The organism is Klebsiella sp. BDA134-6, assembly GCF_015601345.1.
Taxonomy (GTDB): domain Bacteria; phylum Pseudomonadota; class Gammaproteobacteria; order Enterobacterales; family Enterobacteriaceae; genus Klebsiella; species Klebsiella grimontii.
Genome location: NZ_CP064784.1, coordinates 2459064 through 2480709 on the forward strand (window position 1 = coordinate 2459064; position 21646 = coordinate 2480709).

The following is a 21646-nucleotide window of genomic DNA, read 5'->3' on the forward strand; positions in this document are numbered from 1 at the left end:
TTGTCCCCGTCAAACAACCCTGAATCCGCTGGAGAGACTTTGTGCTTGACCGTCATTTGCATCCCCGCCTGAAACCTGTCCTTAACGCTGCCGCCGGCTTGTTGGATCGTCCGGCTATCTCTCCCGATGGCCTGACGCTATTTGGCTTTGCGATTGGCGTGCTGGCGCTGCCGTTTTTAGCCCTGGGCTGGTATCCGGCGGCGCTGGCGGCGATCGTGCTCAATCGCCTGCTGGACGGCTTAGACGGCGCGCTGGCCCGGCGACGCGGATTGACCGATGCCGGCGGTTTTCTCGATATTTCGCTCGATTTCTTGTTTTACGCTCTGGTGCCGTTTGGCTTTATTCTTGCCGATCCGGCGCACAACGCGCTGGCGGGCGGCTGGCTACTATTCGCGTTTATCGGCACCGGTAGCAGCTTTCTCGCCTTTGCCGCGCTGGCGGCTAAGCATCAGATCGATAATCCGGGCTATGCCCATAAATCGTTTTATTACCTTGGCGGGCTGACGGAAGGGACGGAAACTATCGCGCTGTTTGTGCTGAGCTGCCTGTTCCCGGCGTGGTTTGCGTGGCTGGCGTGGATTTTTGGCGCGCTGTGCTGGCTGACGACCTTTACGCGGGTGTGGAGCGGATACCTGACCCTGAAGCAGGTCAGAGATTGATGGGCAGGTTTTTCCCGGCTCGCGCTGCGCTTAGCCGGGCTACGGTGCCGCAGTCGTCAGCGGTCCGGTGCGCCAGCGCCGTCTTCGGGAAATACGCCGGGACGAATGCTTCCCGGCGGTTCATATGGTCAACAGGCGAATTACATACTGCTTTCCGGGCCGCGTTCCCCGCGCGAGACCGGGTTTTTCGGGTTGCTGCTCCACTCGTACCAGCCGCCGTCGTAGACCGAGACGTTGTTCCAGCCCATCGCCCGGGCATACATAAAGGTTTCTGAGGCGCGCCAGCCGGTACCGCAGTAAAAAGAGACCTGCTGGTTTGGCAGAATATTCCATGATTTCCACATCGCGGCGATATCATCTGCGCTACGCATGGTGCCGTCTGGATTATGGAAATCCTCCATATGGGTGGAGTCGCTTCCGGCATGGCCCCAGCGGGCGCCGGCAATTTCCCCCATCGGCTTGATATAGCTGTAGCCGCTGGTGGTGCCGATAAACTCCGGCCAGGAACGAATGCTCACCAGCGAGGCGTCCTGACGGTGCAGCAGGGCGCGAGCCTGCTCGGTATTGAGCATCAGCTGCGGCTGACCCGGGATCGGCGCGCCGAACTCCGGCTCGGGCTTCTGCTTCGGCGGGGTTCCGCGCTCGACCGGCAGCCCGGCGTCGGACCAGGTTTTCCAGCCGCCGTCGAGCAGGCGCACATCCTTCACTCCGGCGTAAAGCATGATCTGCGCCACGCGGGCGGCGGCATACACGTCGCGACCGTACAAAATCACCGTGGTGTCATGGCGAATACCGTGTTTTGCCAGCATCGCTTTAAGCTGCGCGTCGGAGACTTTGTTCCATAGCGGCTCGCTCTCCACCTCGTTGGTATCGATATACCCGGCGCCCGGAATATGGCTCAGCAGATAAAACTTCGGCGCGCCCCAGGCGGCCTCGAACACCTTCCAGTGTCCGGCAGGCGCGGCGGTGACCGGTTTATCCTGCTGGAGGTCGTGCAGCCACTGCGGATACACCAGCTGTTCAAAGTGCGGCAGCTTCTGCAGGCGCTCTGCCTGGCTCAGGGCGTCGTCAAGCGAGCTGAGATGAGTGAAACCTGCGGCCTTAAGGCGCGCCGCGACTTTCGCGTTGTCGTCGGCATCGCCGTACAGCGCAATTGGCGTTGAGGCCTGCAGATTGTGCAGCTTAGCCCAGGCGCCCAGCTGTTCGTCGGTCATTGCGCTAAGCCAGCCGGCGGCGAGGTTGAGCGCCTGCGGTTCATGGCCCTGAGGGCCATTGGCGCCTTGCGGCCAACCGTTATAGAAAGCGCTAAGACGCGTATCAATGGCGACGCCATTGTGCTGTTGCAGCGTGGAAAGCGTTAGCGTTGGCATAGTTTCAGCGGCGGAGGTGGAAGCGGCAGCAAGCCCCATCAGCAGGGCGAGTGCGGTCAGTTGAGAAACACGTTTCATCGAAATGCCCGACAGTAGAAAATTGAGCGGCAATTCTCCGCGTTATAAGCGGAGAATTCTTTGCGATAGCGCAGGCTTTCATTGCCAGATCCCCATATGCAAGCAGCGCCCTCCGGAGGGCGTATCCTGGTCATCATGCGTGACCAGCACCGCGGGGATCGCCTGCCGCGCGAGTTCGTTGAACACCCAGCGGCGAAAATCGGCGCGCAGCGCAACGTCGAGGCGATTAAATGGCTCATCCAGCAGCAGCGCCCGCGGCCTGGCCAGCAGGGCACGCAGCAGGCTGACCCGCGCCCGCTGGCCGCCGGAAAGCGTCGCCGGATCGCGAGTATAGAATCCCGCCAGACCGGCGCGCTCCAGCGCCTGCTCGACCCGGGCTTTGCGCTGGGGGCCGCTAACGTCAGCGGCAAGCGCCAGCAGCAGATTTTGCCCGACGCTGAAGTGGTCGAACAGCAACGCATCCTGGAACAGAATGCCGATACGGCGCCGCTCGGTGGGTAAACTGTCGCAGCGCTGATTATCCAGCCACAGTTCGCCCGCGGCGTGGAAGCTCTCTTCCAACGCGCCGATCATCCAGGAGAAGAGCGTTGATTTGCCGCTACCGGATGGCCCCATCAAGGTCAGGACCTCGCCGGGAGCAACGGAAAAATCGACGTTGCGCAGCAGAGGCTCTTCTTTGAGGCGCAGAGTAAGGTTTTTGACGATCAACATTAGCGTAATCCTTGTCGATATCGGCCGATCAGCCAGGCCAGCAGCGCGGTGGCGGCAAAAAACAGCGCCGGTAACAGCAACTGCCACAGCGCCTGCGCGGCGAGGGTGGACGTATCGCCGCCGCTGCTCAGCGCCACCGCTTCGCTGGTCAGGGTCACAACCCGTCCGCCTCCCAGCCATAACGTCGGCAGATATTGCGCGATGCTTACCGAAAAGCCCACCGCCAGCGCCGTCAGCAGCGGACGGGTCAGAGCGGGTAACGTGACCAGCCAGAAGATGCGGCCTCGTTGCCAGCCGAGGGTACGGGCGACGAGCTCCGCGCGCGGATCGCGAGCGCGCCACGCGGGACGCAGAATAAACAGCATCCACGGTACGACCCACAGCAAATGCCCCCATAAAACGGTGAGCCATTCGCCGTCCTGCCACGTATACAGCGCCAGCTGATATTGACCGTCCACCAGCGGCAGCGCCGGTAAAATCAGCGGCAGCCAGATCCATTCGCCGAAGCGGGAGGGGCCCAGCGCCAGCCATAGCAGACAGATGACCACGCCGATCGATGCTGAGCATAGCCCAAGCCACAGGCTGTTGCCGACGCTATCTTGGACCGGCAGGCTAGTCTGCGCCGCCGCGGCAAGCAGCAGGGCGCAGGCCACCCCACACAGCGGTAGAAGAAGGGCGAAGCTTTTCCCGGCTAGCGCCCGCGGCTGCGGGCGACGGATCCCCTTAACCGGCGGGATCCGTCGTCGCCAGATACCCCAGACTCCCCATGCCGCCAGCGTCATCATAGCGAGGGTCAGCAGCAGTATCAGACTGGCGAGGGCGCCTTTCGCCTGCTGGTGCTCATCGCCCTGGCTTAACCATTGCCAGGCAAGCACCGCCAGGGTCGGCGGGTTGCCCGGCCCGATCACCAGCGCGACGTCGACCGCCGAAAGGCTCCAGGCGGCAGTCGCCAGCAGCACTATCGACAGCGCCGGAAGCAGGGTGGGTAACACCAACCACTTCAGGCACTGCCAGCGTCCGTAGCCGAGGCTTTTTAATACCGTTGCCTGTCCGGCGAGGCGTTTTTCACCCAGCAGACCGTAAACCACCCACAGCAGGAACGTGCTCTCTTTAATCGCCATCGTCAGGCCCAGTCCGATGCCGTAGCGGTCGATCGGCGGGTTAAGGAGCGGGAAAAGGCGAGAGAGCCAGCCGCCTTCGGCAAACAGCAGCAGGGCGGCAGTAGCGAAGGCCACGTGGGGCACCGCCAGCAGCAGCGGAAGCCTGGCCGCCAGCCGTCGCCAGCCGCCCGACGGCCAGAGCGCGGCCACGACGGTGAGCGTGATAATTAGCGCGCCGCCCACCGACAGCAGGGTTGAGACGAGAGTCGCCGCCAGCGCCTGACCAAACTGCGGGTCGGCAAACAGCGACTGCCAGAGGGAGAGGCGAAGCGCCGGAAGCGCCATTAGCCCAGCGGCCGGCAGCAGCGGCAGATAGATCAGCGCGATGGCGGCCCAGATCAGCAGCCTTAGTGTGTGCCGTAGCGGCGCAGCCATTCCTGCTCCAGCGCTTCTACCCAGGCCGCGTGCGGTTCACCCAGCATCGGCGGCATATTCTGCGGCACAACGGCGTTAAGGGCCTGCCGCTCAGTGTCGCTTAATTTCGCTGGATCCAGCACGCTGGGGTCGCCCCATACCGCCGGGTCGGCTTTGCGCAGCTGGGCCTGCGGCGAGAGCAGGAAATTCGCCACCACTTTCGCCCCCGCCGTCGCCCGGGCATTGGCCGGGATCGCCACAAAGTGGACATTACCGAGCATCCCCTGGCTGAAGCCGAAGCCGTAGCTGTCTTCGGGTAGCTCACCGCTGGCCGCTTTTTGCTGCGCGTGCAGCGGGTTAAAGGTGATGGACAGCCTGAGGGTCCCACTCTTCAGCATGGCATCCATGCGGGCGGGCGAAGCCGGGAAGTCACGGCCCTGGCGCCATAGCAGTGGGTGAAGCTGGTCAAGATAGTGCCACAGCGGCGCGCTCACGGCGGCGAAGGTGGCCTCCTCAGGCGGCTGGCGCAGCGCGTCGGGCCGCGGGGTCAGCGTCAGCAGCAGCTGTTCAAGAAACGCGGTACCGGTAAAATCCGGCGGACGCGGATAGGTGACGCTGCCGGGATGCGCGGCGACGAAAGCCAGCAGCGCCTGCGGATTTTGCGGCGCGTTGGGTGTTTGTGAACGGCGAGCGATAAAGGTGAGCTGCGCGCCGCCCCACGGGGACTCCGCCCCATCGGTCGGCAGGGAGAAATCCTCGCGCACCGGCTTTTGCGTATCAACGAAGCGCCAGTTGGGCAGGGTTTCCGCCCACCGGGTTTGCAGCAGACTGGCGTTTTTCAGGGTGCGGAAGTTCTCGCCATTTACCCACAGCAGATCGATGGAACCACCTTGACTGCGTCCGGCGCGGGCTTCGCTCTGGATGCGCTTGACCGCATCGGCGGCATCGGCAATATGCACGATGCGCAGGTCGATAGCGTAGTCGCGCTTCACCTCACCGCTGACCCAGTCGAGATAACGGTTAACCGCCGGATCGCCCCCCCAGGCATTAAACCACACCGTCTGGCCGCGGGCTTCTTGTAGCGTGGATTGCCATCCCGCGCTGGCGGCCAGCGGGGAGAGCAACAGTAAAGCGAAGACCAACATACTGCGCATAACCGCTCCTTATGATTTTGAATCGGTTGGGATCCGGCACAATCCTTGGGCGGGGATCGCCATGGCTGAATTAAAGCGCGCCGACAGGTTTTGTAAACCGATCAGCGCCGTGAGTTCGGTGAGCGTGCGGGCGTCAAACTGACCTGCCAGCCTGTCGCGCAGCGCATCGTCGACCACCGGCGGCGTCATGCTGGCCGCCTCGGCATACTCCAGCGCCAGCCGCTCGCGCTCGCTGAATAGCGCGCTGTCCCGCCATTCGGCGACCGCCAGCAGTTTATCGCTGCCGCCGCTGCGTTCCGCCAGCTTCATATTGGTGATATCAATGCAAAACTCGCACAGGCACAGCTGCGCGACGCGGGCGCTGACCAGCGAGCGCAGCACCGGATCGAGGGGCGAACGCTTACGCTCCAGATAGCCGACGAACATCGACACCAGGTAAAACACCAGCGGAATACGGCCCCACCAGCGGATAGGGCTGAGTACCTCGCCGTAGTGGCGGCGATGCAGCCAGGCCTGCGGGCGAAGAATCAGCGGAATGGACTTCAGAGGGGGTAAGCTCATCGTGAACGCCTCTTTTGTTGTTCAAGATAGAGCGCTTTCGCGACCACCACCACAATGGCCAGCGCAAACAGGATCGATAAACCGGTGACCAGCCAGAAGGTGCCGCCGGTCAGCAGGCTGCCGGTCCACGAATAAACTATCGTCGCGGGCAACTGGCCGAGGCCGGTGGACAGCATAAAGTGGCGAAAGCGCATTGACGTCAGCCCGGCGGCGTAGCTCACCGGATCGAATGGCACGAAGGGCAGCAGACGGCAGATTAATATGGTGTGTTTGCCATAGCGGGTAAAAAAGCCATCCATACTCTGTAATACATTTTTGCCGGTGAGTTTTTCCACCGCCTCTCGGCCAAGCGCTCTGGCGATAAAAAAGCACAGCGCCGCCCCGGCCATAGCGCTTACCCACGACAGCGCGCCGCCCCAGAAAGCCCCGAACAGGGAGGCGTTGGCAAAGGTGATCAGAAAGGCGGGAAGCGGGGCGATAATCGCCTGCAGAATCATCAGCGCGAAGGAGACCAGCGCCGCCTGCGGGCCCCAGGCGTCGATAAAGCGTTCAACAGCCTGCTGATCGAGCGTGGCAAAGGCCTCGAGGCTGCGCTGCATAAACCCATCTACGCCGGGTATCAGCCACCATGCCAGCAGAAGCGCAAGCAGCGTAATGCCAATGGCTATCCGCGAGAGCGCGTTGCTATTTTTCATCGTTAGACCGTAAACGTGGCGTAGCGATCCGCCGATAGCGGGCATAGCTTTTCGCCGCCTGAATCAGGGCAAATAAGGCCAGCCCCGCGAGCGTCAGTTTCAGTACAAACAGGGGGGTGACACCCTCGCGAATAAGCTCGCTGGCCATCAGCGTATAGATAAATATGCCGGGCAAGGTGGTGAGGGCGGAAATAAAGGTAAACGTCCAGAACGGAATCGCCGTCAGGCCATAGGCGTAGTTCTGGATATTATAGGGAAACAGCGGGATGAGCCGGGTCAGAATTAAAAAATCGGCGCCGCTACGGGCGATGCCTTTTTCAATGGCCTGAAATATCGCCGTCTGCCCGATGTATTTAAGCAGCAGCTCGCGGCCCAGCCAGCGGGCGAACAGAAACGACAGGGAAGAGGCGAACGTCGCCGCCAGCAGCGACAGCAAGGTCCCCGCGAGCGGACCAAAAATGACTCCGCCGGCAATCACCAAAATAGAGCCCGGTATTAAACACAGGGTGGCGACGATAAACAGCAGAATATAGAGCGTATAGCCGAAGGCGCCGCTCTGACGGATGGCCTCGCGCAGACGGTCAAAATGGGTAACCAGCTCGGCAAAACCCGACTGCTGAATAATACAGGCGACAATGCTCAATACGACCACAGCAAAAAGCAGCTTATACTCTGCTTTATGACGGCTTCTTTTGCATTGGGTTCTCCTGTATTGCGCGGCGGTCAAAAGTGCGCGCGACAGTATAATAGTTTGCCGCCGTTCACAATCGCTGACGGCGGCTTTTTTGATATGGCTCAGGCTCTGCGGGCCAGTGAGCCTGATGACGCGGCGGTTTAGACCTTAAAGGTCGCCCATACCGGCGCGTGGTCGGAGGGTTTTTCCATTGCACGAATTTCGTAGTCGATGCCGGTTTCGACACAGCGCTGCGCCAGCGGGGTGCTTGCCAGCAGCAGGTCGATGCGCAGCCCGCGGTTATCGTCAAAGCCCTTAGAACGATAGTCGAACCACGAGAAGTGCTCGTTATCCTGCGGGTTCGCATGGCGGTACGTATCCACCAGGCCCCAGCCCAGCAGGCGCTCCATCCATTCGCGCTCTTCCGGCAGGAATGAACATTTGCCGGTACGCAGCCAACGCTTACGGTTCTCTTCGCCGATGCCGATATCAAGGTCGGTGGGGCTGATATTCATGTCGCCCATGATCAGCACCGGATTCTCTTTATTCAGTTCAGTATCGAGGTAGTTTTGCAGGTTCTGGTAAAACGCCGCTTTCGCCGGGAATTTGGTTTCATGATCGCGGCTTTCGCCCTGCGGAAAATAGCCGTTAATCACCGTCAGGTTGCCAAACGGGGAAGGGATTTCCGCCATGATGATGCGGCGCTGGGCCTCTTCACCATCGTTCGGGAAACCGCGACGCACGGCGATCGGCGTCTCTTTGGTCAGCAGCGCGACGCCGTAGTGGCCTTTCTGCCCGTGATAAAAGACGTTGTAGCCCAGCTTCGCCACCTCTTCGAGGGGAAACATGTCGTCGTGGACTTTGGTTTCCTGTAGGCCGATGACATCGGGCTGGTGTTTATCGATGATGGCGGCCAGCTGATGCGGGCGGGCACGCAGGCCGTTGATATTAAAAGAGACAAATTTCATAGTCGCTGCCACTGTGCAAGGTGAATAGTGCAGGGATGGTAGCAGAAATTCGCCGGGCTGGCTGCGCAAAGGCGCTTTATTCTGCCGATTGCAGCGGTTGGTAGCCTGTTTGCACAAACTGTGCACCATTCTGGAACGCGCTGCGCCAAAAAAGGGCGATTATTGCCGATAAATTTCGTCAAGGATCACAATTACAGAATTATATCTTACCCCTGCATAATCTTTCTTTTTATTCCACTGCAAAAGCCTCTTTTAGTATTTTTATTCACTTTTTATGCATTTTATGTGAATAACGGTCTTTCGTAACTTATTGATATTTCGTTATCGACCTCGATTTATGCATTTTTACCTCTGGCTGGCACGAACCGTGCAATCTACATTTACAGCGTAATAACCATATTCATTAACATTATTTAAACTTTTTATTTACCGGAAGAGGTCGATATGTCTCAGTCAATTACGCGTAGCAACTTTGATGAATGGATGATGCCTGTATACGCGCCAGCGGCTTTTATTCCGGTACGCGGCGAGGGGTCACGCCTGTGGGATCAGCAGGGAAAAGAGTATATCGATTTTGCCGGCGGCATTGCGGTGAACGCCCTCGGCCACGCTCATCCTCGGCTGGTTAAAGCGCTGACCGGGCAGGCGGAAAAGTTCTGGCATACCGGCAACGGTTACACCAACGAACCGGTATTGCGTCTGGCTAAACAGCTGATTGACGCCACTTTTGCCGACCGGATTTTTTTCTGTAACTCCGGGGCCGAAGCCAACGAAGCGGCGCTAAAAGTGGCGCGCAAATATGCCCACGATCGTTTCGGTAGTGAGAAAAGCGGCATCGTGGCGTTCAAAAATGCCTTCCACGGCCGCACGCTGTTTACCGTTTCCGCGGGCGGCCAGCCGGCCTATTCGCAGGATTTTGCGCCGCTGCCGCCGCAGATTCAGCACGCTATCTATAACGATCTCGATTCGGCAAAGGCGCTGATCGACGACAATACCTGCGCGGTGATCGTTGAACCGATGCAGGGTGAAGGCGGCGTCGTGCCTGCGGATGCGGACTTCCTGCGCGGCCTGCGTGAACTGTGCGATGCGCACAACGCGCTGCTGATTTTCGACGAAGTCCAGACCGGCGTCGGCCGCACCGGGGAGCTGTACGCCTATATGCACTACGGCGTGACGCCGGACCTGCTTTCCACCGCCAAGGCGCTGGGCGGCGGTTTCCCGATTGGCGCGCTACTGGCATCGGAGCGCTGCGCCAGCGTGATGACCGTCGGTACCCACGGCACCACCTACGGCGGTAACCCGTTGGCCTGCGCGGTGGCGGGGGAAGTGTTTGCCATCGTCAACACCCGCGAGGTTCTCAATGGTGTTAAGCAGCGCCATCAGTGGTTCTGCGAACGGCTCAACGCGATCAACGCGCGTTACGGCCTGTTTAAAGAGATCCGCGGCCTGGGGCTGCTTATCGGCTGCGTGCTGAAGGACGAGTATGCCGGCAAGGCGAAGGCTATCAGCAATCAGGCGGCGGAAGAGGGGCTGATGATTTTGATTGCCGGCGCCAACGTGGTGCGCTTCGCTCCGGCGCTGATTATCAGCGAGGACGAGGTTAACAGCGGTCTGGATCGTTTCGAGCTGGCCTGCAAACGCTTTCTCGCGGGAGTCTCATCATGATGGTGATCCGTCCGGTAGAAAAAGGCGATCTGCCGGGGCTACTGACCCTGGCCGGAGAGACCGGCGGCGGCCTGACGTCGTTGCCGGCTGATGAAGCCACGCTGGCCGCGCGCATTGAACGTTCGCAGATGACCTGGCGCGGCGAGCTGCCCAAAAGCGAGCAGGGGTATGTCTTCGTTCTTGAGGACTGCGCCAGCGGCGCGGTGGCGGGAATTTGCGCCATTGAGGTGGCCGTTGGGCTTAACGATCCCTGGTACAACTATCGCGTTGGTACCCAGGTGCACGCGTCGAAAGAGCTTAACGTCTACAACGCCCTGCCGACGCTGTTCCTGAGTAACGATCATACCGGCAGCAGCGAGCTATGCACGCTCTTCCTGGATCCAAAATGGCGGAAAGAGGGCAACGGCTACCTGCTGTCGAAATCACGCTTTCTGTTTATGGCCGCTTTTCGCGAACGTTTCAACGAAAAGGTCGTGGCGGAAATGCGCGGCGTCATCGACGAACACGGTTACTCGCCGTTCTGGGAGAGTCTTGGAAAGCGCTTCTTCGCGATGGAGTTCTCCCGCGCCGACTATCTGTGCGGTACCGGGCAAAAAGCGTTTATCGCCGCCCTGATGCCGAAGCATCCGCTGTATATCGACTTTTTAAGCGACGAGGCGCGAGCGGTCATCGGTGAGGTCCATCCGCAAACCGCCCCGGCCCGCGCGGTGCTGGAGAAAGAGGGGTTCCGCTATCTCAACTACGTCGATATTTTTGACGGCGGCCCGACGCTGGAATGCGAAATTGACCGGGTGCGGGCTATTCGCAAAAGTCGGCTGGTCACCGTCGCCGAAGGCCAGCCCGCGCCGGGCGAGTGGCCAGCGTGCCTGGTGGCCAATGAGCAGTACCAGCAGTTTCGCGCCATGTTAGTTTACGCCGACCCGGAGAGCGACCGCCTGGTGCTAAGCGCGCGCGAGCTGGATGCCCTGAAATGCCACCCCGGCGACCAGATTCGCCTGGTTCGTTTGTGCCCCGAGGAGAAAAAATCATGAGTTTATGGATTAACGGCGACTGGCAAAGCGGTCGCGGCCCGGCCCGTAGTAAACATAACCCGGTAAGCCAGGCGCTGCTGTGGCAGGGCAACGATGCCGATGCCGGGCAGGTTGCGCTGGCGGTCAGCGCGGCGCGTGCGGCGTTTCCCGCCTGGGCCCGTCAGCCGTTTGCCGCCCGGAAAGCGATCGCGGAAAAGTTTGCTTCGCTACTGGAAGCGAACAAAAGCGAATTAACCGCGGTTATCGCCGGGGAGACCGGCAAACCGCGCTGGGAAGCGGCAACGGAAATTGCCGCGATGATCAATAAAATCGCCATTTCGGTGAACGCTTACCATAGCCGTACTGGAGAAGCGCAGACCGCGATGGCGGACGGCGAGGCGACGCTACGCCACCGCCCGCACGGCGTGCTGGCGGTATTTGGCCCCTACAATTTTCCCGGGCATCTGCCTAACGGTCATATCGTTCCGGCGCTGCTGGCGGGGAATACCGTGGTATTCAAACCCAGCGAGCTGACGCCGCAAAGCGGCGAGGCGGTGGTGAAGCTATGGGCCGAAGCCGGCCTGCCCCCGGGCGTGCTTAACCTGCTCCAGGGCGGACGGGAAACCGGCGAGGCGCTGAGCGGCCAGGCGGATATCGACGGCCTGCTGTTTACCGGCAGCTCTGCTACCGGTTTTCAGCTTCATCGCCAGCTTGCCGGGCAGCCGGAAAAAATTCTTGCCCTCGAGATGGGCGGCAACAACCCGCTGATCGTGGATGATCCTCAGGATATTGATGCCGCCGTGCATCTGACGATTCAATCGGCCTTTATTACTGCCGGACAGCGCTGTACCTGCGCGCGTCGGCTACTGGTAAAGCGCGGCGAGGCGGGCGATGCGTTTCTTAAACGTCTTGTGACGGTGTCACAAACGCTGATTCCCGCCGCGTGGGACGCCGAGCCCCAGCCGTTTCTTGGCGGATTAATTTCAGCGCAGGCGGCGCAAAAGGTGCATCAAGCCTGGCTGGCACACGTGGCCAGCGGCGGCAAAACCCTGCTGGAGCCGCGCCTGCTGCAGGCCGGAACCTCGCTGCTGACGCCGGGCATTATCGACATGGGCGAAGTTGCACAGGTGGCTGACGAAGAGGTCTTCGGCCCGCTGCTCTGCGTCTGGCGCTATGACCATTTTGATGAGGCGATTGCCCTCGCTAATGCGACCCGTTTCGGGCTTTCCTGCGGGCTGATCTCCGCCGAACGCGACAAATTCGACCAGCTGCTGCTGGAGGCGCGGGCCGGTATCGTTAACTGGAATAAACCGTTGACCGGCGCCGCCAGCACCGCGCCGTTCGGCGGTACCGGCGCTTCCGGCAACCATCGTCCGGGGGCCTGGTACGCTGCGGACTATTGCGCCTGGCCGATGGCCAGCCTGGAATCGCCGGAGTTGTCGCTACCGGCTACCCTCAGCCCGGGGCTGAATTTTCGTCAGGAGACATCCCAATGAAAGCCTGGGAAGTGAACTTTGACGGGCTGTCGGGCCTGACCCACCACTATGCGGGCTTATCCTTCGGCAACGAAGCCTCGACAAAACACCGCTATCGGGTGTCTAACCCGCAGCTGGCGGCAAAGCAGGGGCTGAAGAAAATGAAAGCGCTGGCGGATGCGGGCTATCCGCAGGCGCTGATCCCGCCGCAGGAGCGGCCAAACATTCCGCTGTTGCGCCAGATTGGTTTTGACGGCAGCGATGAGCAGGTACTGGAAAAGGCGGCGCGCCAGGCGCCGGAACTGCTGTCGGCGGTCAGCTCCGCGTCATCGATGTGGGTCGCCAATGCCGCCACGGTCTCGCCCTCAGCCGACTCGCTGGATGGCCGGGTGCATCTGACCGTCGCCAACCTGAACGATAAATTCCACCGCGCCAGCGAAGCGCCGACCACCGAAGCGCTGCTAAAGGCGATTTTCCCCGATGAGCAGCGGTTTGCCGTCCACGGCGCGTTGCCCCAGGTATCGCTGTTCGGCGACGAAGGGGCGGCAAACCATAACCGCCTCGGCGGCGACTACGGCGCGCCCGGCGTGCAGCTGTTTATTTACGGCCGCCAGCAGGGGAGCGAAGATAATCCGCTGCGCTACCCGGCGCGGCAGACGCTCGAGGCCAGCCAGGCCGTCGCCCGCCTGAATCAGGTCAATCCCCGGCAGGTGATTTTCGCCCGACAAAATCCGGCGGTGATTGATAAAGGCGTGTTTCATAACGATGTGATTGCGGTAAGCAATCAGCAGGTGCTGTTTTGTCACGAGCAGGCGTTTGTTGACCAGCCGCAGCTCCTGCAGCAGCTGGCGCAGCAGGTTCCCGGATTTACGCCGCTCGTCGTACCGGCAAGCCAGGTTTCGGTAGAAGACGCGGTGGCGACCTATCTGTTCAACAGTCAGCTGTTGAGCAAACGGGAGGGCGGGATGCGGCTGATTCTGCCGCTGGAGGCGCAGGAACACCCGGGCGTCTGGCGCTACCTGAACCGACTGGTGGAAGGCGATAACCCGATCGATGAGCTGCAGGTTTACGATCTGCGCGAAAGCATGGCCAACGGCGGCGGACCGGCCTGCCTGCGGCTGCGGGTAGTGCTGACTGAGGACGAGCGACAGGCGGTGAATCCGGCGGTGATGATGAACGATGCGCTATTCGCCACCCTGAATGACTGGGTAGACCGCTACTATCGCGATCGCCTGACCCAGGCCGATCTCGCGGATCCGCAGCTTCTGCGTGAAGGCCGCGAAGCGCTCGACCATTTAACGCAGATCTTGTGCCTGGGCTCAGTGTATCCGTTCCAGCAATAATAAGGAGGCGTCGTGGACGACTTTCTGGCACTCACTATGGCGGGGCGTTTGCCCCACCATTTTCATGGCCAAACCGCACAGTTTCGCTGGCACTGGATTGACTGCGGCATTCTGCAGCTCGTTCCCCATGAGCCCTGCGATCGGTCGCTGGTTTTGTCATCCGGACTTCACGGCAATGAAACCGCGCCGGTCGAAATCACCGATCTCCTGCTGCGACAGCTGTTTCGTGGGGAAATGCCGCTACGCTGGCGGCTGCTGGTTATCTTCGGTAACCCTCAGGCGTTAAGGGCCAACAAGCGCTATCTGCATAGCGATATCAACCGTATGTTCGGCGAGCGATGGCGCGCTTTTAGCGCCAGCGATGAAACCGTTCGCGCCCGGCAGCTGGAGCATGCGCTGGCGCGATTTTATGCCGGGACGTCCGGCGAGCGCTGGCACCTGGATTTACATACCGCCATACGCGGTTCGCTGCATACCCGCTTTGGTGTCCTGCCGGCGCGGGATACCCCATGGGATGAAGCGTTTTTGCGCTGGCTGGGGGCGGCAGGGCTGGAGGCGCTGGTGTTTCATCAGCAGCCGGGCGGGACCTTTACCCATTTCAGCTGCGAACGCTTCGGCGCGCGCTCCTGCACGCTGGAGCTCGGTAAGGCGCTACCTTTTGGCGAAAACGATCTGCGCTTGTTCGCGGCGACTCAACGCGCGCTGTCGCTGCTGCTGGCGGGGGAGGTGACGCTGGAAGCTGAGCACACGCCGCTGCGCTACAGGGTGGTACAGCAAATTACCCGCAGCAGCGACAGGTTCCAGCTGCATATGTCGGCGCAGACGCTGAACTTTACGCCGTTTGCCGCCGGGACGCTGCTTGCTGAGGATGGCGACACTCGCTATGTGGTGGAAGGGGAGCAAGAGTACATTCTGTTCCCCAATCCCAGCGTCGCCTTGGGCCAGCGCGCCGGGCTGATGCTGCAGCGCTTCCAGTGAATCCGTCGCCCGTCCGGGCGGCGGCGTTTATTTCGGTTTTTATTTTTCCACTGTCATCTTATTTTTTCGTGCTCTGTCCATTGATTGCAGATTATTCCTGGTTAAATGCTTTGTTTTTAATCTCTGCTGATTTATAATCTCCATAATTTCTCGGTAAAACAGCCTGTTATTTATTTTTTCTGACACTTGTCTCCTCATTTTCCTTATTTTCTCCATAATTGGCGAGAAAATGTTTTTTACACTTTCAATGTTTTACGCTTGCTCTGATTAATTGACGATAAACGTCGTAAAGTTAATCTCGTCAACACGGCAACGCGCCGTAAGAATAACGCAAAGTAAGGATTGAACGATGAAGAAGATTACAGCACTGTTTGTTGCCTCTACTCTGGCTCTGGGCGCGGCTAACCTGGCCCACGCGGCTGACGCTACGGCTACCCCAACCGATAACGCGCCGATGATGCATCATAAGCGCGGACCTGGCGGCCCGCACGAAATGATGTTTAAAGGTCTGAACCTGACCGATGCGCAGAGAACGCAAATCCGCGACATCATGAAGAACCAGCGCGACAACATGAAACGTCCATCCCTGGATGAGCGCCGCGCGATGCATGAGCTGGTAGCCAGCGATACCTTCGATAAGGCAAAAGCGGAAGCGCAGATTGATAAGATGGAGGCCCAGCATAAAGAGATGGCGCTGGCGCGTCTGGAAACCCAGAACAAGATTTACAACATCCTGACGCCGGAACAGAAAAAACAGTTCAATGCCAATTTTGAGAAGCATCTGACAGATCGTAAAGCGCCGGAAGGTAAAATGCCTGCACCAGCTGAATAACTCAGCGCGCTGACTTAAGACCGCCGGTCTTGCCCAATAACGCCAACAGGCTTTGGGCAGGGCCGGCGGTTTTTTCTTATCTGCTAAAAGTCCATCGTGAAACCTGATTTACCCGGCAGGGACGAATGTGCCAGTATGAGTGCCTTAACGATCGCCAAGGACTCAGGTGTCCTGGTCTAAAGCCTACTCTGCTCATGGATCTCGCATATGGAAATGTATATCGGCCTCGCCGTACTCGTTGTCGTCCTCATTTGGGTCGTAATGACCTATAACCGCTTTATCTCCCTGCGACGTTTCAAAGACGAAGCCTGGAGCGGTATTGCCGTACAGCTTAAGCGTCGCCACGACCTGGCGCCGAATCTGTTGAGCCTGGTGAAACGCTATGCGCAGCATGAAAAAGAACTGCTGGAAGAGATCTCCCGCCAGCGTGGCGAACTGGTCGGCAGCACCCGACAGATCGCCGACAGCGAACGCCAGTACTCTGGCACGCTAGGGCGCGTTTTCGCGCTCGGCGAAGCGTATCCAGAACTTAAAGCCAGCGAAAACTACCTTGCTTTACAGCAATCGCTCAGCGAAATAGAAGAGCAGCTGCAGATGGCTCGTCGCTACTTCAACGGCTCGGTGCGCGATTTCAATATCCTGGTCGAGTCTTTCCCCAGCCTGCTGCTGGCGCGGTTATTTAATTTTAAAGCAGAAGCATTCTTTGAACTTGACTCACCGGAAGAAGCTAAGTTACCGCGGATGGCGTGATTAAATGGCGAATTTACTTTTCCGGGGGTTGCGCCCCCTCGTCCTGCTGCTGCTTCTGAACATCAGCGCGGCTTTTGCCGCCGACGATATGATCATCATCAAGGATGCCTCCCAGCTTCCTGCTGACGCTATTCCAGCGTATGAACATATCCTCTCTTTCGATGCCCGGGCGCGCTTTAACCCGGACGGTAGCATGGAGATACGAGAAAATATCAAAGTACTTTCTCTGGGCAGGCAGATTCGGCGGGGGATTTTCCGTACGCTGCCCCTCACCTGGAACCGTCAGGACGGCAAGATCTTTCGCGTGTATTATGCGATCGAGTCGGTGTCGCGCGATGGTGTGCCTGAACCGTTTAGCCTTGATGAAGCAGAAAAAAACCTGACGGTACGCATTGGCAGCGGTGAACGGGTCCTGAAACCCGGGATCTATAACTACGAAATTCGCTATCAAATCAGCAACCATTTCAGCCGCTTCCCCGAGTGGGATGAGCTTTACTGGAACGTGACGGGCAACGACTGGGCGTGGCCTATCAGCGAGGCCAGCTTTCATCTTGACCTCCCGGACGCCGCTGGAAACCTCAACGCTAACGCTAAGGACGCCAGACTGCGATCGCTTGATGTTTATACCGGCGTCGCAGGGGCGAAAGAACACAATGCGCAGATACTTCCTGACGGTAGTGTCCGCACCCTGCGGCCTCTGGCGCGGGGGGAGGGGCTGACTGTGGTCTATACCTGGCCTCGGTCGATCCTTGCCGACGCTCCGGCGCCGGAGGCGGCTTTGCCGCTGGTGCATCTACTTATCCCCACCCTAAAAACCGGCGTAGTCTGGCTACCTCTGCTGCTGATGGCCGCTTATTACCTGATGTGGTGGCGAAAACACGTCACCAAAGCCGGGCTAAAAATGCCGCCGGTCGTTGCGCTTTATTCGCCGCCCCCCGGCATGTCTCCGGGCTACCTGCGTTTTATCACCCGGCGTAAATATGATGATGTGGCTTTTAGTAGCGATTTATTAGCGCTGGTGGCTAAACGCGGAATGGCGGTCAGCGGGGACAGTCAACACACCCCTAACCCGTGGCTTGCGAACGCCGGCGTAAAACAGCGGCTAACCCGTTTGCCCGTCGAGGGAAACCGGCAATTAAACTATGATGACAGGCAGCTGTTAAGTACGCTTTTTAAAGGTAAACAAAAAAATATCGATCTCAGCAAGGCCCATCAGCGACCGATGCAGACAGCGCGTGAAGAGCAGGAAAAGCGTTGTGAAGCGCAGCGGGATAAATTATTTCGCAAATGGGGGCAGCCGCTGCGGCGCTGTATCTATATCGCGCTGCTGGTGCCGGTGGTCTGCGGCCTTTGGGTTAATATGGAGGCCGCGCTGCTGACGATACCGGCCGCAGTTTTTATGCTGTTCGGCGGAGCGATGCTCACCTGTTTGCTGCGTTTTATATGCCGCCCGCGGGAGATGTGGCGTGCCTGGGGGCCGGTGCCGCTCTTTTTTTTGGCGATCTTCGGCCCCTTCGCGACGCTGGGAGGCGGGATTTTTCTCTTTGGTATACTGCCCATCACCCAGCTTCCGTCAGGATACATTGGCGCGCTTATGGCCGCGTTCGCGCTGTGCGTTTTCGTTGCCTGGAAAACGCCGCGCTATACGCAGCGCGGGCTTGATGAACTGGCTATCGCGAAAGGACTGATGCGCTATCTGGGTACCGCCGAAAAGCATCGTTATCAAATTATCTATCCGCCTGAGCAGATGATTTCCCATTTTGAAGCGCTGCTGCCGGTTGCTCTGGCGCTTGGCGTAGGGAAAACATGGGCAAATACCTTTGCCCACTACCTGAGTAGTACAGGCGCCATGTCGCATGCGTTTGCCGACGCCGACTGGGGAAGCGTCCACCACTTCAGCGAAGCCTGCCGAACCGCCTCTATGTCGACGCCGGATAGCGGTTCAGGACGTGGTTCATCATCAGGTTCCGGTTACAGTGGCTCCGGTTCCTCCGGAGGCGGTTCATCCGGAGGCGGCTCGGGCGGCGGTGGCGGTGGCGGCTGGTAATTGCCCCGATAGCGCATCGGGGCTGACATTCACCTCACAGAGGATGGAGCTTATAGCGGCCGCTGAGCAGCGGCTTACACAATATTTTATAACCGTCATGGTCAAATTTGGCCGACAGGCGCGTGAGCGATGATGCCTGTGACAGGGACTCTACCGCGCCGAGCCACAGCCAGTTTTGAATAATGTGGTATTGGGTCATATCCTCGCTGCGCTCTTCCAGTGCGATCGCTCCGGCCCACGGCCAACACACCAGCTGCATCTTTTGCATGTTCTCACGCAGCCGCTGATGGTGCGTTTCAACGCTCTCTTTCCCGCAGCAGGCCCCCGCGCAGCGGCCCAGAGCGGAGCGGAAGCAGGCGCGCCCGCGGTTGAGCGGTTCAAGGCCCATTAATCCGTAACAAAGGCGATGCTCATCGGCGATTTTTTGCAGCGCCTGCAGCGCCGCGCGGCGATTTGCAAACAGGCCAAAGAGATCGCTTTGCTGCGAGAAATCCAGCTCACTGGCGTAAACCACCTGAGGACGGTCGTCAGCAAGGCGTAACGAGCACAGCTGCCTGTTTTGCCGCAGTCGTTTATTGAATAGCGGCTGCTGTTCTTTAATTAGCTGCGCTTCTAATAACAGCGCGCCGAGTTCACCAGCCGTCCGCTGCCAGGTAATACGCCGGGACTGGCGCAGCATCGCCGCTTCGTCGGGCGTGCGCAGATGCGACAACACCCGGCTGCGGATATTCACGCTTTTCCCTATATAGAGCGGTAGGGTATCGCTTTCGCCATGGAACAAATACACCCCCGGCTGCCTGGGCAAAGCCTCAAGCCACGGACGCAGATGTTCGGGATACTCATAAATTGCCGCCGCTTCAAATTCGAGACGCGGGGCGGATTGCCTTCTTGCCACTTTTGCTCCTGGTGCTGGTTATTTATCCAGTATAGCAGTCGAAGGAAGAGGCGAAAAGGATAAAAAATCGCCCCGAACCGGGTCGGGGCGGAGGGGGAGAGGCGAATTACTTTTTCCAGAAGTCGTCGAAGACGGTAATCGGCGGTCTGCGTTTATGCTCGGTTTTCAAATACCAGCCTTCAATCGTTTTCGCAATTTTCTCATCCAGCGCTTTGCCTTCCAGATAATCATCAATATTTTCGTAGGTCACGCCCAGCGCCACTTCGTCCGGCAGGGAGGGGCGGTCGTCCTCAAGATCGGCGGTCGGCAGCTTTTTATACAGATGCTCCGGACAGCCTAAATGAGCCAACAGCTGTTTACCCTGGCGTTTGTTGAGGCGAAAGATGGGGTTAATATCGGTACCGCCATCACCGTATTTGGTGAAGAACCCGGTGATCGCTTCCGCCGCATGGTCGGTGCCTACCACCACGCCATGGGTCATTCCGGCAATGCTGTACTGCGCCTTCATGCGTTCGCGGGCTTTTTCGTTACCGCGAACAAAGTCGCTAAGTTCGATCCCGGCCTCGCGCAGCGCCTGCTCGCTGGCCAGCACAGCGCCCTTAATATTGACCGTTAATACGCGGTCCGGCTGAATAAAAGCGATAGCATCCTGGCAGTCCTGTTCATCCGCCTGCACGCCGTACGGGAGGCGCACGGCAATAAACTGCAGGCTGCTGTCGGCGGTTTCGGCGCGCAGTTCGTTGATGGCCAACTGACACAGTTTACCGGTGAGCGTAGAGTCCTGGCCGCCGCTGATGCCGAGGACCAGCGATTTGATAAAGGGGTATTTTTGCAGGTAGGATTTCAAAAAATCTACGCTGCGGCGTATCTCGGCTTCGACATCGATCTGGGGTTTTGCGCCCAGCGCCTGAATAATCTCTTGTTGTAGCGTCATTGCGCCCTCCGGGAAGTGAATCTGTTTGCCAATCAGCAGGGGTTTAACCTACCTCTTTGCCGGTAAAACGACAAGGATCACAATTTTGAGTGAAGCAAAAGCAGGCAACCTCAACAAGAGGGGATTTATTATTGGAAAGCTCTTAATTTCGTTTCATTTCCACCTTCGGCTTGAAAAATAACGATATTTATTCCAGGCTTATTAACACGCCAAAAAAAAGAGGATGGAACATGAACAAGCATTTTGCAGGATTTCTGGGCGCAGCAGCAGTATTGACCATGCTGGCAGGCTGTACGGCCTATGACCGTACCAAAGATCAGTTCACTCAGCCGGTGGTCAAAGACGTTAAAAAAGGTATGAGTCGCGCCCAGGTTGCGCAGATTGCTGGTAAACCTTCATCAGAAGTTACCATGATCCACGCGCGCGGTACCTGCCAGACATACATCCTGGGTCAACGCGATGGTAAAATTGAAACCTACTTTGTCGCTCTGGACGATACTGGCCACGTGATAAATTCCGGTTATCAGACCTGTGCTGAGTACGATACCGACCCGCGCAACAGCAAGTAGTATCCCTGACATAACGCTGATTTCTACGTAAGCCCGACCATTGGTCGGGCTTTTTTGTGAACTCTGATGCTTATTTAATTGCGCGAATTATTTGAGGGAAATGTGAAGGCAGTCAAAACGCGAGGTCAATGAGAGACAATTCTGTTCAAGGAGGAATTATCCTGGCGGTGAACGATGCCGTATACTCAATGCATAAACAATACTAATTCAAAGAAACATCTCTTACCGCCTCTCAGGCATCGATGATGCGGAGAGGACCGGGTCACACAAATTGAGGAAGCGTTCATGGAAAAGAAACATATCTACCTGTTCTGTTCTGCCGGGATGTCGACATCACTGCTGGTATCGAAAATGCGCGCCCAGGCCGAGAAGTATGAAGTGCCGGTGATTATTGAAGCATTTCCGGAGACCTTAGCTGGTGAAAAAGGTCCTGATGCCGATGTCGTATTATTAGGCCCACAAATTTCATATATGCTGCCGGATATTCAGCGTTTACTGCCCAATAAACCCGTAGAAGTCATTGATTCCGTTTTGTACGGTAAGATCGATGGTTTAGGTGTTCTGAAAGCGGCCGTTGCGGCCATTAAGAAAGCGGCTGCACAATAATTTTTATTTTAAAACTCGACATATTTCGGATGGCAGCGGTTAAAATTTCGTGAGGGTGTGTTTTAGCTGCTTGCTGTCCGAAATACCCAGAGTTTATTTTCCCGTCAAAGAGTAATTTCATCTATCATTGCCGCAATGATTATATTGCGGCCTTAAAGG

The 21646-nt window shown here is 58.4% G+C and carries 21 protein-coding genes; 11 read left to right on the plus strand and 10 right to left on the minus strand.

Annotated elements, in window-relative coordinates:
* The first annotated feature begins 41 nt into the window (after positions 1–41).
* A complete protein-coding gene (locus IYV58_RS11290) occupies positions 42–659 on the plus strand; it encodes a CDP-alcohol phosphatidyltransferase family protein (RefSeq protein WP_004121392.1) in 618 nt (205 codons plus the stop codon).
* A 140-nt stretch (positions 660–799) separates the two neighbouring features.
* Here IYV58_RS11290 and IYV58_RS11295 read toward each other — a convergent pair whose 3' ends face one another.
* The 8 genes from IYV58_RS11295 to xthA all read right to left on the minus strand — a co-directional run bounded on the left by IYV58_RS11295 (position 800) and on the right by xthA (position 8383).
* The gene (locus tag IYV58_RS11295; RefSeq protein ID WP_087829273.1) at positions 800–2107 is read right to left on the minus strand and encodes a rhodanese-like domain-containing protein; all 1308 of its coding nucleotides are present in this window, start codon (positions 2105–2107) and stop codon (positions 800–802) included.
* Positions 2108–2185: 78 nt separating this feature from the next.
* Positions 2186–2818, minus strand: a complete 633-nt coding sequence (locus IYV58_RS11300; protein ID WP_049112794.1) for an ATP-binding cassette domain-containing protein — start codon at positions 2816–2818, stop codon at positions 2186–2188.
* Complete coding sequence (locus IYV58_RS11305; protein WP_142473422.1) at positions 2818–4353, minus strand: ABC transporter permease subunit; 1536 nt, start codon at positions 4351–4353, stop codon at positions 2818–2820. Before IYV58_RS11305 ends, IYV58_RS11300 begins: the two co-directional genes overlap by 1 nt.
* The gene (locus IYV58_RS11310; protein ID WP_142473421.1) at positions 4326–5486 is read right to left on the minus strand and encodes an ABC transporter substrate-binding protein; all 1161 of its coding nucleotides are present in this window, start codon (positions 5484–5486) and stop codon (positions 4326–4328) included. The genes IYV58_RS11305 and IYV58_RS11310 overlap by 28 nt, the downstream gene beginning before the upstream one ends.
* A gap of 9 nt (positions 5487–5495) precedes the next feature.
* The gene (locus IYV58_RS11315; protein ID WP_112166374.1) at positions 5496–6047 is read right to left on the minus strand and encodes a carboxymuconolactone decarboxylase family protein; all 552 of its coding nucleotides are present in this window, start codon (positions 6045–6047) and stop codon (positions 5496–5498) included.
* Positions 6044–6742 (minus strand): TVP38/TMEM64 family protein, encoded by a 699-nt coding sequence (locus IYV58_RS11320; protein WP_142473420.1) that lies wholly within the window; start codon positions 6740–6742, stop codon positions 6044–6046. Before IYV58_RS11320 ends, IYV58_RS11315 begins: the two co-directional genes overlap by 4 nt.
* Positions 6732–7394: a TVP38/TMEM64 family protein gene (locus IYV58_RS11325; protein ID WP_004121376.1), complete on the minus strand. Its 663-nt coding sequence runs from the start codon at positions 7392–7394 to the stop codon at positions 6732–6734. The genes IYV58_RS11320 and IYV58_RS11325 overlap by 11 nt, the downstream gene beginning before the upstream one ends.
* A gap of 182 nt (positions 7395–7576) precedes the next feature.
* Positions 7577–8383 (minus strand): exodeoxyribonuclease III, encoded by an 807-nt coding sequence (xthA, locus tag IYV58_RS11330; RefSeq protein ID WP_004121374.1) that lies wholly within the window; start codon positions 8381–8383, stop codon positions 7577–7579.
* A 444-nt stretch (positions 8384–8827) separates the two neighbouring features.
* On the opposite strand from xthA, the gene IYV58_RS11335 reads away from it, so the two are divergent.
* The 8 genes from IYV58_RS11335 (at position 8828) to IYV58_RS11370 (ending at position 18483) form a co-directional block, all read left to right on the plus strand.
* Positions 8828–10048: a succinylornithine/acetylornithine transaminase gene (locus IYV58_RS11335; protein ID WP_142446104.1), complete on the plus strand. Its 1221-nt coding sequence runs from the start codon at positions 8828–8830 to the stop codon at positions 10046–10048.
* Positions 10045–11079, plus strand: a complete 1035-nt coding sequence (astA, locus tag IYV58_RS11340; protein ID WP_004121368.1) for an arginine N-succinyltransferase — start codon at positions 10045–10047, stop codon at positions 11077–11079. Before IYV58_RS11335 ends, astA begins: the two co-directional genes overlap by 4 nt.
* Positions 11076–12554 (plus strand): succinylglutamate-semialdehyde dehydrogenase, encoded by a 1479-nt coding sequence (astD, locus tag IYV58_RS11345; RefSeq protein ID WP_004121366.1) that lies wholly within the window; start codon positions 11076–11078, stop codon positions 12552–12554. Before astA ends, astD begins: the two co-directional genes overlap by 4 nt.
* On the plus strand, positions 12551–13876 hold the full coding sequence (gene astB / locus IYV58_RS11350) for an N-succinylarginine dihydrolase (RefSeq protein WP_195729609.1): 1326 nt from the start codon (positions 12551–12553) through the stop codon (positions 13874–13876). Before astD ends, astB begins: the two co-directional genes overlap by 4 nt.
* 12 nt (positions 13877–13888) lie before the next feature.
* On the plus strand, positions 13889–14854 hold the full coding sequence (astE, locus tag IYV58_RS11355; RefSeq protein ID WP_195729610.1) for a succinylglutamate desuccinylase: 966 nt from the start codon (positions 13889–13891) through the stop codon (positions 14852–14854).
* Positions 14855–15203: 349 nt separating this feature from the next.
* Positions 15204–15686, plus strand: coding sequence for an ATP-independent periplasmic protein-refolding chaperone Spy (gene spy / locus IYV58_RS11360; protein ID WP_004121359.1), 483 nt, complete (start codon positions 15204–15206; stop codon positions 15684–15686).
* A 207-nt stretch (positions 15687–15893) separates the two neighbouring features.
* Positions 15894–16436, plus strand: a complete 543-nt coding sequence (locus IYV58_RS11365; RefSeq protein WP_004121356.1) for a LemA family protein — start codon at positions 15894–15896, stop codon at positions 16434–16436.
* Positions 16437–16440: 4 nt separating this feature from the next.
* Positions 16441–18483 carry a DUF2207 domain-containing protein gene (locus tag IYV58_RS11370; RefSeq protein ID WP_195729611.1) on the plus strand — a complete coding sequence of 681 codons (2043 nt, stop codon included), beginning with the start codon at positions 16441–16443 and terminating at the stop codon, positions 18481–18483.
* 34 nt (positions 18484–18517) lie between these two features.
* Here the strand turns inward: IYV58_RS11370 and cho are convergent, their stop codons facing one another.
* Both cho and nadE read right to left on the minus strand, forming a co-directional pair.
* Complete coding sequence (cho, locus tag IYV58_RS11375) at positions 18518–19378, minus strand: excinuclease Cho (RefSeq protein WP_004121349.1); 861 nt, start codon at positions 19376–19378, stop codon at positions 18518–18520.
* A 106-nt stretch (positions 19379–19484) separates the two neighbouring features.
* Positions 19485–20312, minus strand: coding sequence for an ammonia-dependent NAD(+) synthetase (gene nadE, locus IYV58_RS11380; RefSeq protein ID WP_142445374.1), 828 nt, complete (start codon positions 20310–20312; stop codon positions 19485–19487).
* Between the two features lie 230 nt (positions 20313–20542).
* On the opposite strand from nadE, the gene osmE reads away from it, so the two are divergent.
* Complete coding sequence (osmE, locus tag IYV58_RS11385; protein ID WP_004121344.1) at positions 20543–20881, plus strand: osmotically-inducible lipoprotein OsmE; 339 nt, start codon at positions 20543–20545, stop codon at positions 20879–20881.
* Positions 20882–21166: 285 nt separating this feature from the next.
* Positions 21167–21487, plus strand: a complete 321-nt coding sequence (gene chbB, locus IYV58_RS11390) for a PTS N,N'-diacetylchitobiose transporter subunit IIB (RefSeq protein ID WP_004101340.1) — start codon at positions 21167–21169, stop codon at positions 21485–21487.
* Positions 21488–21646: the final 159 nt, after the last annotated feature.